Here is a 15985-nt window from a genome sequence, read left to right as displayed (position 1 = left end):
GACTTTCTTATAACTATTTGATTTATAGATAGTTATTAAAGTTATGGGAGAGCAGGGCCCGCTCTCCATTGCAAGCACAATCCTGGCAGGAAACCCCATGACGGACGCGTTCGAACTCCCCAGCACCCTGGCCCAAGCCCTTCAACGCCGGGCAGTCCTGGCACCTGATCAAGTGGCGTTGCGCTTTCTCGCCGAAGAGCAGGATCAGAGCGTGGTCCTCAGTTACCGGGACCTGGACCTTCGTGCGCGCACCATTGCTGCGGCTCTGCAAGCCAACGCCGAATTCGGCGATCGCGCGGTATTGCTGTTTCCCAGCGGCCCGGACTACGTCGCGGCGTTCTTCGGTTGCCTGTACGCCGGGGTGATCGCGGTGCCGGCCTATCCGCCGGAATCCACCCGTCGTCATCACCAGGAGCGCCTGATTTCCATCATGGCCGACGCCGAGCCACGGTTGCTGCTGACCAGCGCCGGGCTGCGGGATTCACTGTTGCAGATGGACGAACTCAAGGCCCCAGGCGCGCCGCAACTGCTGTGTGTGGACACCCTGCAAGCCGGGCTGGCCGAAGACTGGCAGGCCGTGGCGCTGCAGGGCGACGACATCGCCTTCCTGCAATACACCTCGGGCTCCACCGCGCTGCCCAAGGGCGTGCAGGTCAGCCATGGCAACCTGGTGGCCAACGAACTGCTGATCCGTCGCGGCTTCGGTATCGACCTCAACCCGGACGACGTGATCGTCAGCTGGCTGCCGCTGTACCACGACATGGGCTTGATTGGCGGCCTGCTGCAACCGATTTTCAGCGGCGTGCCCTGTGTGCTGATGTCACCGGCCTACTTCCTGGCGCGGCCCGTACGCTGGCTGGAAGCGATCAGCGAATACGGCGGCACCATCAGCGGCGGCCCGGATTTCGCCTACCGCCTGTGCAGCGAACGGGTCAGCGAGTCGGCCCTGGAGCGCCTCGACCTCAGCGGCTGGCGCGTGGCCTATTCGGGGTCCGAGCCGATCCGCCTGGACACCCTGGAGCGTTTCGCCGAGAAGTTCAGCGCCTGCGGTTTTGGCCATGAAAACTTCCTCGCCTCCTATGGCCTGGCCGAAGCCACCCTGTTCGTGGCCGGTGGCGTGCGCGGCCAGGGCATCCCGGCCCTGCACCTGGACGACCAGGCCCTGGCGCAGAACCGCGCCGAGCCGGGGCAGGGCAGCGCGATGATGAGCTGCGGCTTCAGCCAGCCGGAACACGCCGTGCTGGTGATGGATCCGCAGCAACTGGGCGAATTGCCTGACAACCGTATTGGCGAAGTCTGGGCCGCCGGGCCGAGCATTGCCCATGGCTACTGGCGCAATCCTGAAGCCACCGCCAAGACCTTCGTCCAGCATGCCGGTCGTACCTGGTTGCGCACCGGTGACCTGGGCTTTATCCGCGATGGCGAGCTGTTCATCACCGGGCGCCTGAAGGACCTGCTGATCGTGCGCGGGCACAACCTCTACCCCCAGGACATCGAAAAGACCATCGAGCGCGAGGTGGAAGTGGTGCGCAAGGGCCGGGTGGCGGCGTTTGCGGTCACCGAGCAGGGCCAGGAAGGCATCGGCATCGCCGCGGAAATCAGCCGCAGCGTGCAGAAGATCCTGCCCCCCGAGGCGCTGATCAAGGCCATCCGCCAGGCGGTGGCCGAAGCCTGCCAGGAAGCGCCGAGCGTGGTGGTGCTGCTCAACCCCGGGGCCCTGCCGAAAACCTCCAGCGGCAAGTTGCAGCGTTCCGCCTGCCGCACCCGGCTGGCCGATGGCAGCCTGGATTACTACGCGCTGTTCCCGCAGGCCGGCAGCGCAACGGCTGACGCCGCAGACAGCGCCGGTGACGCGCTGCAAGCCCTGATCGGGCGCATCTGGCAGGAGCAACTGCAATGCGCTTCAGTGGCCGCCGACGATCACTTTTTCCTCCTGGGGGGCAACTCGATTGCCGCTACCCAGGTGATCGCCCGCCTGCGTGAAGAGCTGGGGCTGGAACTGGGCTTGCGCCTGCTGTTCGAGGCTCCGACCCTGGGTGCCTTCAGCGCTGCCGTGGCGCGCCAGCAGCAGGACGGCGGCGTGGCCCAGGGCAGTATCAATGCCCTGTCGCGCCAGCAGCCGCTGCCCCAATCCCTGGCGCAGAACCGCCTGTGGATCACCTGGCAACTGGACCCGCAGAGCAGCGCCTACAACATTCCCGGCGGCCTGCGCTTGCGTGGCGAGCTGGATGAAGAGGCCCTGCGCGCCAGCTTCCAGCAACTGATCCAGCGCCACGAAGCGCTGCGCACGCGCTTCTTCGAGCGTGACGGCCAGGCCCTGCAACAGGTGGATGCCGCCGGCGAATTCAACCTGCAGGTGATCGATATCAGCGACCTGCCACCGGCCGAGCGTGAAGCCCGGGCGCGGCAGATCCGCGAAGACGAGGCCCGGACCCAGTTCGATCTAGAGAAGGGGCCGCTGTACTGGGCGACCCTGGTGCGCCTGGATGACGAAGAACACCAACTGCTGCTGACCCTGCACCACATCATCGCCGACGGCTGGTCGCTGAATGTGCTGATCGACGAGTTCTCGCGGCTCTATGCCGCCGCGGCCCAGGGCCAGAGCCTGGAGCTGGCGCCCCTGGCCCTGCAATACGCCGACTACGGCAGTTGGCAGCGCCAGTGGCTGGCCCAGGGCGAAGGCCAGCGCCAGCTGGACTACTGGAAACAGCAGTTGGCGGACGAAGCCCCGGTGTTGAACCTCGCCACCGACCACCCGCGCTCGGCCCAGGTCCGCCACAGCGCCGCGCGCCATGACCTGCGCCTGAGCGCGAGCCTCAGTGAAGCCGTGCGCCAGACCGCCCAGGCTCGGCAGGCCACGCCGTTCATGCTGTTGCTGGCGGCGTTCCAGACCCTGCTGCACCGCTACAGCGGGCAGAGCGATATCCGCATCGGTGTGCCCAACGCCAACCGCCCGCGCCTGGAAACCCAGGGCCTGCTGGGCTTTTTCATCAACACCCAGGTATTGCGCGGGCAGTTGGATTCGCGCCAGTCCTTCGCCGACCTGCTGCAGCAGACCCGCCGCACCGCCCTGGAGGCCCAGGCCCACCAGGACCTGCCTTTCGAACAATTGCTCGAAGCCTTCCCCGAAGCCCGTGAGCAGGGCCTGTTCCAGGTCATGTTCAACCACCAGCAGCGCGACCTCAGTGCCTTGCGCCGCCTGCCGGGGCTGCTGGCCGAAGAGCTGCCGTGGCACAGCCGCGAGGCCAAGTTCGACCTGCAACTGCACAGCGAAGAGGACCGCAACGGCCGCCTGAGCCTGGCCTTCGACTACGCCGACGAGCTGTTCGACGCGGCCAGCATCCAGCGTCTGGCCGGGCATTTCATCAGCCTGCTGGAGCATGCCTGCCAGCAACCGGACCGCGCCCTGGGCGACTTGCCGTTGCTCGGCAACGCCGAAACGGCGCAACTGCAGCAATGGAGCGTGGCCCCCTGCGCGCCGGCCGAGCAGTGGCTGCCGGAGCGCCTGCACGAACAACTGCGCCAGAGCCCGGAACGCACCGCGCTGGTCTGGGACGGCGGGCAACTGGGCTTTGCCGAACTGCATGCCCAGGCCAACCGCCTGGCCCACTACCTGCGGGACAAGGGCGTCGGGCCGGACGTGTGCGTGGCCATCGCCGCCGAGCGTTCGCCGCAACTGCTGATCGGCCTTCTGGCAATCATCAAGGCCGGTGGCGCCTACGTGCCCCTGGACCCGGACTACCCCGCCGAACGCCTGGCCTACATGCTCGAAGACAGCGGCGTGGGCCTGCTGCTGACCCAGACCCATCTGCTGGGCCGGATGCCCGAAGCCCCGGGTGTCAGCGCCATCGCCATGGACAGCCTCAAGCTCGACAGCTGGCCGAGCCACGCGCCGGGCCTGCACCTGCACGGCGAACACCTGGCCTATGTGATCTACACCTCCGGTTCCACCGGCCAGCCCAAGGGCGTCGGCAACACCCATCGCGCGCTGATGGAGCGCCTGCAATGGATGCAGGACAGCTACCAGTTGCAGGCCGACGATGTGCTGATGCAAAAAGCCCCCATCAGCTTCGACGTGTCGGTGTGGGAGTGCTTCTGGCCGTTGATCACCGGCTGCCGCCTGCTGATCGCCGCCCCCGGCGAGCACCGCGATCCCCATCGCATCGCCCAGCTGGTGCAGGAGTACGGCGTCACCACGCTGCACTTCGTGCCGCCGCTGTTGCAGTTGTTCGTCGATGAGCCGCTGAGCGCCGAATGCCACAGCCTGCGCCGGGTGTTCTCCGGTGGCGAAGCCCTGCCGGCCGAGCTGCGCAATCGCCTATTGCAGCAGTTGCCCAATGCGCAACTGCACAACCGCTATGGCCCGACCGAAACCGCGATCAACGTCACCCATTGGCAGTGTTCAGTCGATGACGGCGAGCGTTCGCCCATTGGCCGGCCCCTGGGCAACGTGGTGTGCCGGGTGCTGGACGCGGACCTCAATCCGTTGCCGGCAGGAGTTCCGGGTGAGCTGTGCATCAGCGGCCAGGGCCTGGCCCGGGGTTACCTGGGACGCCCGGCGCTGACCGCCGAACGCTTTGTGGTCGACCCCCTGAGTGAGGAGGGCGCGCGCCTGTACCGCACCGGTGACCGCGTACGCTGGTGCGCCGACGGCGTGCTGGAATACCTCGGTCGCCTCGACCAGCAGGTCAAGCTGCGGGGCTTTCGGGTCGAGCCGCAGGAAATCGAAGCGCGGCTACTGGCCCAGGACGGCGTGGCCCAGGCCGCGGTGCTGGTGCGCGATACCGTCGCCGGCCCGCAGTTGATCGGCTACTACACCGCCCAGGCCAGCGACGAAGATGAAACCGAGCAACGCGCTCGGCTGACAACCGCCCTGGCCGCCGAGCTGCCGGAGTACATGGTGCCGGCGCAACTGCTGCGCCTGGACGCCATGCCCCTGAGCCCCAGTGGCAAGCTCGACCGCCGGGCCCTGCCGGAGCCGCAATGGCTGGTGCGCGAGCACGTCGAACCGAGCACCGAACTGGAACAACAGATCGCGGCTATATGGCGCGAAGTGCTGGGCCAGCCACGCATCGGCCTCAAGGACGATTTCTTCGCCCTGGGCGGGCATTCGCTGCTGGCCACTCAGATCATTTCCCGCACCCGCCAGGCCTGCGACGTCGAGCTGCCACTGCGGGCGCTGTTCGAAGCCAGCGAGCTGGGGGACTTTGCCGAGCAGGTGCTGCTGATCCAGGAGTCCGGCGCGCGCAACCAGCAGCCGCCGATTGCCCGGGTCGACCGCAGCCAGCCGGTGCCGCTGTCCTATTCCCAGCAGCGCATGTGGTTTCTCTGGCAGATGGAGCCCGACAGCCCGGCCTACAACGTCGGTGGCATGGCGCGGCTGTCTGGCGTGCTCGACGTGGGCCGCTTCGAGGCCGCGCTGCAAGCGCTGATCCTGCGTCACGAAACCCTGCGCACCACCTTCCCCAGCGTCAATGGCGTGGCCCATCAGCAGGTGCATGCCGACACCGGCCTGCGCATGGCCTGGAAGGACTTCTCGGCCCTGGCCCCGGATGCCCGGCAACAACGCCTGCAACAACTGGCGGACAGCGAAGCGCACCAGCCCTTCGACCTGGAGACCGGCCCCTTGCTGCGCGCCTGCCTGGTCAAGGCCGGCGAGCAGGAGCATTACTTCGTCCTGACCCTGCACCACATCGTCACCGAAGGCTGGGCCATGGACATCTTCGCCCGCGAGCTGGGCGCGCTGTACGAAGCCTTCCTCGACGACCGCGAATCGCCCCTGGAACCCTTGCCGGTGCAGTACCTGGACTACAGCGTGTGGCAGCGCCAGTGGCTGGAATCCGGCGAGCGCCAGCGCCAGCTGGACTACTGGACCGGGCAACTGGGCCGCGAACACCCGCTGCTGGAGCTGCCCAGCGACCGGCCACGCCCGGCGGTGCAAAGCCACCAGGGCGAGCTGTACCGCTTCGACTTGAGCGACGAGCTGGCGGCCCGGGTGCGGGCCTTCAATGCCGAGCACGGCCTGACCCTGTTCATGACCATGACCGCCGCGTTGTCGCTGCTGCTGTACCGCTACAGCGGCCAGAGCGACCTGCGCATCGGTGCGCCGGTGGCCAACCGCATCCGCCCGGAAAGCGAAGGGCTGATCGGCGCCTTCCTCAATACCCAGGTGCTGCGTTGCCAGCTCGACGGGCAGATGAGCGTCGGCCAGTTGCTGGAGCAGGTGCGCCACACCGTGATCGAGGGCCAGTCGCACCAGGACCTGCCGTTCGATCATCTGGTGGAAGCCTTGCAACCGCCGCGCAGCACCGCCTACAACCCGCTGTTCCAGGTGATGTGCAACGTCCAGCGCTGGGAATTCCAGCAAAGCCGGCAACTGGCGGGCATGACCGTGGAATACCTGGTCAACGATGCCCGGGCCACCAAGTTCGACCTCAACCTGGAAGTCACCGACCTGGACCAGCGCCTGGGCTGCTGCCTGACCTACAGCACCGACCTGTTCGACGAGCCGCGCATTGCGCGCATGGCCGGCCACTGGCGCAATCTGCTGCAGGCCCTGATCGACGACCCGCAACGGCGCCTGTGCGAATTGCCACTGCTGCAGGCCGATGAACAGCAGCACCTACTGGACAGTTTGAGCGTCGAGCCCGGCGAGCAACGCCTGGATCAGTGCATCCATCATCTGTTCAGCGAACAGGCCCTGGCCCGCAAGGACGCACCGGCCCTGACCTTCGCCGGGCAGATCCTGAGCTACAGCGAGCTGGACAGCCGCGCCAACCGCCTGGCCTGGATGCTTCGTGAGCGTGGCGTGGGCCCGCAGGTGCGGGTTGGCCTGGCCCTGGAGCGTTCCCTGGAAATGGTCGTCGGCCTGCTGGCGATCCTCAAGGCCGGCGGCGCCTACGTGCCCCTGGACCCGGAATACCCCCTGGATCGCCTGCACTACATGATCGAAGACAGCGGCATCGGCCTGCTGCTCAGCGATGCGCGGATGTTCGCCGCCCTGGGCGAGCTGCCGGCCGGAGTCGGCCGCTGGTGCCTGGAAGAGGACGGTGCGCTGCTGGCCGACTACCCGGCGGGCGAATTGCCCTTCATCAGCCTGCCCCAGCATCAGGCGTATCTGATCTACACCTCCGGTTCCACCGGCCAGCCCAAGGGCGTGGTGGTGTCCCACGGGGAAATCGCCATGCACTGCCAGGCGGTGATCCGCCGCTTCGGCATGCGCCCGGACGACTGCGAGCTGCACTTCTATTCCATCAACTTCGACGCCGCCACCGAGCGCTTGCTGGTGCCGCTGCTCAGCGGCGCCCAGGTGGTACTGCGGGCCCAGGGCCAGTGGGACGCCGAAGAGATCTGCCAACTGATCCGTCAGCACCGCATCAGCATCCTCGGTTTCACCCCCAGCTACGGCAGCCAGTTGGCCCAGCATCTGGCGACCCAGCAGCAGACCCTGCCGGTGCGCATGTGCATCACCGGCGGCGAGGCCCTGACCGGCGAACACCTGCAGCGCATCCGTGCGGCCTTCCAGCCGAACCTGTTCTTCAACGCCTACGGCCCCACCGAAACCGTGGTCATGCCCCTGGCCAGCCTGGCGCCGCAGCAGTTGGCCGAAGGCGTGGCCAGCGTGCCCATCGGCCGCATTGTCGGGGCGCGGGTGGCTTACATTCTCGATGCCGATCTGGCGCTGGTGCCCCAGGGCGCGACTGGTGAGCTGTATGTCGGCGGCGCCGGTCTGGCCCAGGGTTATCACTGTCGTCCAGGGATGAGCGCCGAGCGCTTTGTCGCCGATCCGTTCGCCACCGATGGCGGGCGCCTGTACCGCACCGGGGACCTGGTGCGCCAGTGCGCCGACGGCCAGGTGGAATACATCGGCCGGGTGGACCATCAGGTGAAGATCCGCGGCTTCCGCATCGAGCTGGGGGAAATCGAAACCCGCCTGCTGGATCATCCGGCCGTGCGTGAAGCGGTGGTACTGGCCTTGGATACCCCGGCCGGCAAGCAGCTGGCTGGTTACCTGGTGACCGAGGTGGCCGAGCACAACGAGGTGCAGCAGGCCAACCTGCGTGAAGCCCTCAAGCAGCAGCTGAAAACCCAGCTGCCGGACTACATGGTGCCGACCCACCTGATCCTCCTGGCCAGCATGCCGTTGACCGCCAACGGCAAGCTCGACCGCCGGGCCCTGCCATTGCCGGACCCGGAGCTCAACCGCCAGCAGTACGTGGCGCCGAGCAACGAGCTGGAACAGACCCTGGCCAGGGTCTGGGGCGAAGTGCTGAACGTGCAGCAAGTGGGCCTCAACGACAACTTCTTCGAACTGGGGGGCGACTCGATCCTGTCGATCCAGGTGGTCAGCCGCGCCCGCCAGCTGGGGATCCACTTCACCCCGCGGGACCTGTTCCAGCACCAGACGGTGCAGACCCTGGCGCGGGTCGCCAGCCACACTCAGCGCGTCAGCGCCGAGCAGGGCCAGCTCAGTGGCGAAGCGCCGCTGACGCCGATCCAGCACTGGTTCTTCGACAGCCGCATTCCCCAGCCGCAGCACTGGAACCAGGCGCTGCTGCTGGAGCCGCTGGGTGTCCTTGATGCCCAGTTGCTGGAGCAAGCCCTGCTGGCGCTAGTGGAGCAGCACGACGCCCTGCGCCTGCGCTTCAACCAGGCGGGCGGGCAGTGGCGCGCCGAGTACCTGCTGCTGTCCGATGCTCCCTTGTTGTGGCAGGTGCGGGTGCCGTCCATGGCCACCTGCGAGGCACTGTTCGCCGATGCCCAGCGCAGCCTCGACCTGGAACACGGGCCGCTGCTGCGGGCGGTGCTGGTGGACGGCCCTGAAGGCGAGCAACGCCTGTTGCTGGCCATCCACCACCTGGTGGTGGATGGCGTGTCCTGGCGCGTGCTGCTGGAAGATTTGCAAAACGCCTATCGTCAGTTGCAAGCCGGAAAGGCCCTGAAGCTGCCGGCCAAGACCAGTGCCCTGCGGGACTGGTCGAGCCGCCTGCTGGCCTATGCCGGCAGCGAATCCCTGCGTGAAGAACTCGGCTGGTGGCAGCAGCAACTGGCCGGCCCGGCCGCGCAACTGCCAGGCTTGAATGCCGCTGGCAGCCAGCAGCATCAGCAGGCCCGCAGCCACAGCGTGATCCTGGATGCCGAGCGCACCCGGCAACTGCTGCAACAGGCGCCGGCGGCCTACCGTACCCAGGTCAACGACCTGCTGCTGACCGCCCTGGCCCGGGTGCTGTGCCGCTGGAGCGGGCAGCCTTCGGCCCTGGTGCAACTGGAAGGCCACGGCCGCGAGGCGCTGTTCGACGAGATCGACCTGACCCGCACCGTCGGCTGGTTCACCAGCGCCTATCCACTGCGCCTGACCCCGTTGCAGGTGGAAGAAGCGGCCGGGCAGGGGGCCTCGATCAAGGCCATCAAGGAACAACTGCGGGCCGTGCCGCACAAGGGCCTGGGTTACGGCGTGCTGCGCTACCTGGCGGATGAAAGCTGCCGCGAGGCCCTGGCGGCGTTGCCGCTGGCGCCGGTGACCTTCAACTACCTGGGGCAGTTCGACCAGAGCTTCGGCGCCGACGCACTGCTGCGTCCGCTGGATGAATCTGTCGGCCCGGCCCACGCACCGGAGGCACCGTTGCCCAACGAACTGAGCATCGACAGCCAGGTGTATGGCGGCGAGCTGGTGCTGCGCTGGACCTACAGCAGCGAACGTTTCGACGCCGAGCTGATCGGCGAGCTGGCGGACGCCTACCTGGGCGAGCTGCACAGCCTGATCGCCCATTGCCTGAAGGACGATGCCGGTGGCCTGACGCCGTCGGACTTCCCCCTGGCGCGCCTGACCCAGGCCCAGCTCGATGGCCTGCCGGTACCGGCTGTGCAGATCGAGGATGTCTACCCGCTGACCCCGATGCAGGAGGGCATGCTGTTGCACACCCTGCTGGAGCCGGGCACCGGCCTGTATTACATGCAGGACCGCTACCGCATCAACAGCGAACTGGACCCGGAGCGTTTCGCCCAGGCCTGGCAGGCGGTGGTGGCGCGCCACGAAGCCTTGCGTGCGTCTTTTTGCTGGAACGTCGGCGAAGACATGCTGCAAGTTATCCACAAGCCGGGCCGCACCCCGATCGAGTTCCTCGACTGGAGCGCGGTGCCCGAGGCCGAGCAGGAAGCCAAGCTGCAAGCCCTGCACAAACAGGAGCGCGAGGCCGGCTTCGATCTGCTCAACCAGGCGCCGTTCCACCTGCGGCTGATCCGCGTCGGCGCTGCGCGCTACTGGTTCATGATGAGCAACCACCACATCCTCATCGATGCCTGGTGCCGCTCCTTGCTGATGAACGACTTCTTCGAGATCTACACCGCCCTCGGTGAAGGTCGCGAGGCGCAACTGGCGGTGCCACCGCGTTACCGCGACTACATCGGCTGGCTGCAACACCAGAGCCTGTCCGAGGCGCGGCAGTGGTGGCGGCAGAACCTTGAGGGCTTTGAACGCACCACGCCGATCCCCAGCGACCGGCCGTTCCTGCGCGAACACGCCGGCGACAGCGGCGGCATGATCGTCGGCGACTGCTACACCCGCCTGGATGCCCGGGATGGTGCGCAACTGCGGGAACTGGCGCAGCAGCACCAGCTCACCATCAACACCTTCGCCCAGGCGGCCTGGGCCCTGGTGCTGCGGCGCATGAGCGGCGATCGCGACGTACTGTTCGGCGTTACCGTGGCCGGGCGCCCGGTGGAAATGCCGGAGATGCAACGCACCGTCGGCCTGTTCATCAACAGCATCGCCCTGCGGGTCAAGCTGCCCCAGGACGGTGAGCGCTGCAGTGTGCGCCAGTGGCTCAGCGCCTTGCTCGACAGCAACATGCAGCTGCGTGAGTACGAGTACCTGCCGCTGGTGGCGATCCAGGAAACCAGCGAACTGCCCAAGGGCCAGCCGCTGTTCGACAGCCTGTTCGTGTTCGAGAACGCGCCGGTGGAAGTCTCGGTGCTGGACCGCGCCCAGAGCCTGAACGCCAGTTCGGATTCCGGCCGTACCCACACCAACTTCCCGATCACCGCGGTGTGCTACCCGGGGGATGACCTGGGCCTGCACCTGTCCTACGACCAGCGCTACTTCGAGCAGGCGACCATCGAGCGCATGCTCGGCGAGTTCAAGCGCCTGCTGCTGGCCCTGATGCAGGGCTTTCATGGCGACATGGCCGAACTGCCGCTGCTGGGCGAAGAAGAGCAGGACTTCCTGCTGGCCGGCTGCAATCAGAGCCAGCATGAGTACCCGCTGGAGCGCAGCTACGTGGAGCTGTTCGAGGCCCAGGTGGCGGCCCATCCGCAACGCATCGCCGCCAGTTGCCTGGACCAGCGCTACAGCTATGCCGAGTTGAACCGCTGCAGCAACCGCCTGGGCCACGCCCTGGTTGCCAACGGCGTGGGCTTTGATCAGCCGGTGGCCCTGCTGGCCGAGCGCGGCCTGGAACTCTTGGGCATGATCATCGGCAGCTTCAAGGCCGGGGCCGGCTACCTGCCCCTGGACCCGGGCCTGCCAAGCCAGCGCCTGAGCCGCATCATCGAGCTCAGCCGCACGCCGATCCTGGTCTGCACCGCGGCCTGCCGCGAACAGGCCCAGGCCCTGCTGGACGAGTCCGGCTGTGCCGGGCGTCCGCGGCTGCTGGTCTGGGAAGAGCTGCAAGCCGCCGGGCATGCCGAGCACAACCCGGGCCGCTACAGCGCGCCGGACAACCTGGCCTACGTGATCTACACCTCCGGTTCCACCGGCCTGCCCAAGGGCGTGATGGTGGAGCAGCGCGGCATGCTCAACAACCAGTTGAGCAAGGTGCCGTACCTGCAACTGAGTGAGGCCGACGTGATCGCCCAGACCGCGTCCCAGAGCTTCGACATTTCGGTCTGGCAGTTCCTTGCCGCACCGCTGTTCGGCGCTCGGGTGGACATCGTGCCCAACACCATCGCCCACGATCCCCAGGGCCTGTTGGCTCACGTCCAGGAGCAGGGCATCACGGTGCTGGAGAGCGTGCCGTCGCTGATCCAGGGCATGCTCGCCCAGGACGCCATCGCCCTCGATGGCCTGCGCTGGATGCTGCCCACCGGCGAGGCCATGCCGCCCGAGCTGGCGCACCAGTGGCTGCTGCGTTATCCACAGATCGGCCTGGTCAACGCCTACGGCCCGGCGGAGTGCTCCGATGACGTGGCCTTCTTCCGTGTCGATATGGCTTCGACCCGGGGCGCCTACCTGCCCATCGGTACGCCCACCGACAACAACCGGCTGTACCTGATGGACGAAGCCCAGGAGCTGGTTCCCCTGGGCGCCGTCGGCGAGTTGTGCGTGGCCGGCACCGGTGTTGGCCGTGGCTACGTCAGCGACCCGTTGCGTACCGCGCTGGCCTTCGTGCCCCATCCGTTCGGTGCTGCGGGCGAACGCCTGTACCGCACCGGCGACCTGGCGCGCCGGCGCAGCGACGGCGTATTGGAATACGTCGGCCGGATCGACCATCAGGTGAAGATCCGTGGCTATCGCATCGAACTGGGCGAGATCGAAGCGCGCCTGCATGAACAGCCGGAATTGCGCGATGCCGCCGTGGGGGTGCAGGAAGGGGTCAACGGCAAGCATCTGGTGGGGTATCTGGTCGCCGGTGACTCAAGCCTGAGCCCGAGCGAACGCCTGGAGCGGATCAAACCGCGGCTGCGTGCCGAACTGCCGGAATACATGGTGCCGCTGCACTGGCTGTGGCTGGAGCGCCTGCCGCTCAACGCCAACGGCAAGCTCGATCGCAAGGCCCTTCCGGCCCTGGAAATCGGCCAGCTGCAGAGCCAGGACTATCAAGCGCCGGGCAATGAACTGGAGCAAACCCTGGCGGACATCTGGGCCGAGGTGCTCAAGGTCGAACGGGTGGGGGTACGCGACAACTTCTTCGAGTTGGGCGGGCATTCCCTGCTGGCGACCCAGATCGCTTCACGGGTACAGAAGACCCTGCAACGCAACGTGCCGCTGCGAGCCATGTTCGAATGCAGCACGGTGCAGGAGCTGGCCGCGTACATCGACGGTTTGGCCGGGAGTGAGATCAGCGAGGAGAAGGTCGACCGGCTGAGTGATCTGATGGCCGAGCTGGAGGGGCTGTGATCGACGGATGAGCGGTGGGGCGTTGTTCGCGCAGCAGGAGGACCGACATTTGGCGTAGGAGCCGGCTTGCCGGCGAAGAGGCCCGCAAGCCTTGCATCGTCCTGGTCGACGCCTTCGCTGGCAAGCCAGCTCCTACGGGCGAAGAGGCCCGCAGGTCCTCTGCTATGATCGCGCCCGGCCCAGGTCCAAGCACCTGCGCCGGGCGTTTTCATTCAAGGACCGGAACCATGGCAGAACAGCTCTACTGGCGCGACATCGAAGATTCCCTGGGCAACTGGAGTGGCCTCGGTGTTGAGGTCGAACCGGGCCCCACGAACAGACCGCCGTTGTACTTGCGCACCGGCGCGAATGCCCGGATCAAGCTGATGCACCACGACACGCCGTTGTTCTGGGCCACCCTGGCCCGTGACCACTGCGGCGTCTGGCTGGTGCGCAACCCGCTGGCGGACGGCGCCGAATGCCGGTTGCTGGCACCCATCGACTCACCCACCGTGGAGCAGCACGCCGCCCTGGCGCCCGAGCTGCGGATCAAGGCCTGGAGCCGCTATTTCGTCAGCCGTCTCAGTGAAAGCGCCCGGCACTTCCTCACCCCCGGTTTCTGGCTGGCCCAGGGCCTGCTGCCGGAGCCCTCCAGCACCGCGAGCGGCCTGGACCACTGGTGCTTCACCTCGGTGATCGACCCTTTGACCCATGTGCCCAACTGGCACCTGTACGGCGAGGATTTTCTCGACAACCTGCAACCCCAGACCCTGGAGTGGATCGACTGGTGGCATGGCGGCGGCAAGCTCATCGGCCTGCACCGTGTCGACCCCGAGGCCGGGCGCCTGAAGTGTTGGCGCAAGAAGGCCCGCGAAGGCAGCCTGCCGCCGATCCTGCTGTGGTACGTCGGCGGGTTGGCGTCCTACGTGGTGATCGACGGCCATTACCGTTTGCAGGCGGCCATCGCGGAAAACCTCGCGCCATCATTCATCGTCCTCAGCGCCACCCGCGAGCGCGGCTTCGCACCGAGCCTGGAGCATCAGCAACGGGTCATGGATTCACTGCGCAAGCGCGGCGACGCGGTGCCGCGCAACCCGGCCCTGAGCACCGAGAACCTCAACCGGGTGCTGATCCAGGCGTTCGATGACCGGCCGCAGTACCGCAGCGCTACCCCGGCCTGGGCCGGCAATGAGCCGGAGTCGCAGTGGTGCGACGAGGTGCGTCAGTGCCTGGGCGGGCAAGGGTTGGCAGACGAAGTAGACGCGGTCATTGGCCGCCATGGGTAAGGCGCTGGCCGCCTTCGCTGGCAAGCCAGCTCCTACAGGCGAATGGGCCCTCCAGCCCTCTGCTATAGTCGCGCCTGCCCGCCGCAGGGCCGGTCATTGATCAAGGATTAGGGACAATCGTGGAACAGATTTTCTGGCGTGATATCGAGGATTTGGCCGGCCACTGGAACGGCCTCGGCGTGGACGTCAAACGCCCGGCCAGCGGCAAGCCCAACCTGTGTCTGCTCAGTGGCAACAACAGCCGTATGCAGTTGGTGCTCGGCGACCAGACCCTGCTCTGGGGCACCATGTCCCGCTGCCTGTATGGCGTATGGCTGGTGCGCAATCACCTGCCGGAGCAACTGCCGCAAACCCTGGTGGGCCCCATCGACTCGCCTCAGGTGGAACAACAGGCGCGCCTCGACCCGGCGCTGCGCCTCAAGGCCTGGAGCCGCTTCTTCGTCGAGCAATTGATGCAGCACCAGCCGGACTTCTTTTACCCCGGCTACTGGCTGGTGCGGGCCCTGCGCCCGGCATCGCAGAAACCGATGCGGCCGCTGCTCAGCGGCACCGAAGCCTGGTACTTCAAGGGCGGTGAAGACGCCCTGAGCCATATGCCGCAGTGGGCGATCTATGGTCGTAACATCCTCGACAACCAACAGGCCGGTACGGCGCGCTGGGTCGGGTTGGGGGAGTACGGTGGCGCAGTAGTCGGCCTGCATGCCGTGGACCCGCATTCCGGGCGCTTGAAGTGGTGGCGCAAAAAAGCCCGCGAAGGCAGCTTGCCGCCGATCCTGCTGTGGTACGTCACCGGTCTGAGCTGCTATCTGATTCTCGATGGCCATTACCGCCTGCAGGCGGCCATCGATGAAAACCTGCCGCCGGAGTTTCTGGTGCTCAGCTCGCCGCGGCTCTACCGCTATCGCCCCAACCCGCAAGAGCAGCAGAAGGTGCTGGGGGCGCTGCAAGTGCAAATCCAGCGCAACAAGCTGGACACCGGGCGCTTCAACCAGTTGCTGATCAGCACCTTCGACGACCGGCCGTATCACGGGTTTGGCAGCCAGTCCTGGGCGGGGATTGCCTCGGAGCAAGCGTGGATCGACCAGGTCAGCGGCATTCTCAAGGAGCGCGGTGACCTGAGCGACCTGGAGGAAATCCTCGAACGCGAAGCGCCGGAAGAATACCGTTGAGGCCCAGCCCTAAGGCGGACACGCCCTCTGTAGGAGCTGGCTTGCCAGCGAAGAGGCCCACAAGCCATGCGCCAAACTGACGGACGCCTTCGCCGGCAAGCCGGTTGAAAGGTCGCTGGGATGGCGTTTAGTCGCTTTCTTTTGTAAGGCATTTCCGAGAAACTGCGGGCCGCTTGAATGCGCCTGGTGGGCGGACTAGGGTGCTGGAGCCATCGCCCAATCGATGGCTCGGATGTGCAAGTCCGGTCATGTCGGCGCATCGTTGTCAAAAGCAGTTCGGGGTTTTTTGCCCGTTGTTTCTGCGTTATGGCAGCCGTGCGTGGGAGACTTTCGAGTCTGCCGGGTTCCGATATGCCCGGTCTTGCACACCTGCGTACGGCTGCCACCCTATTCGTGTGCAAGCGAACGGTGACGGCTCCTTTGAGTTCATATCGGAG

3 protein-coding genes are annotated in these 15985 nt (G+C 66.6%); all 3 read left to right on the top strand.

All coding sequences use genetic code 11. The features are described 5' to 3' along the window. Positions 1 to 97 precede the first annotated feature (97 nt). Positions 98 to 13114 carry a non-ribosomal peptide synthetase gene (locus AC07R1_RS28830; protein WP_495111181.1) on the top strand — a complete coding sequence of 4339 codons (13017 nt, stop codon included), beginning with the start codon at positions 98 to 100 and terminating at the stop codon, positions 13112 to 13114. A gap of 227 nt (positions 13115 to 13341) precedes the next feature. Further along, positions 13342 to 14379 carry a ParB/Srx family N-terminal domain-containing protein gene (locus AC07R1_RS28825; protein ID WP_495111180.1) on the top strand — a complete coding sequence of 346 codons (1038 nt, stop codon included), beginning with the start codon at positions 13342 to 13344 and terminating at the stop codon, positions 14377 to 14379. A gap of 119 nt (positions 14380 to 14498) precedes the next feature. After that, positions 14499 to 15548 carry a hypothetical protein gene (locus AC07R1_RS28820; RefSeq protein ID WP_083541071.1) on the top strand — a complete coding sequence of 350 codons (1050 nt, stop codon included), beginning with the start codon at positions 14499 to 14501 and terminating at the stop codon, positions 15546 to 15548. Positions 15549 to 15985 lie beyond the last annotated feature (437 nt).

This window comes from Pseudomonas sp. GW821-FHT07F01 (assembly GCF_059418825.1).
The sequence above is the reverse complement of the archived record's forward strand: the minus strand, read 5'-3'. Positions and strand labels throughout refer to the sequence as shown.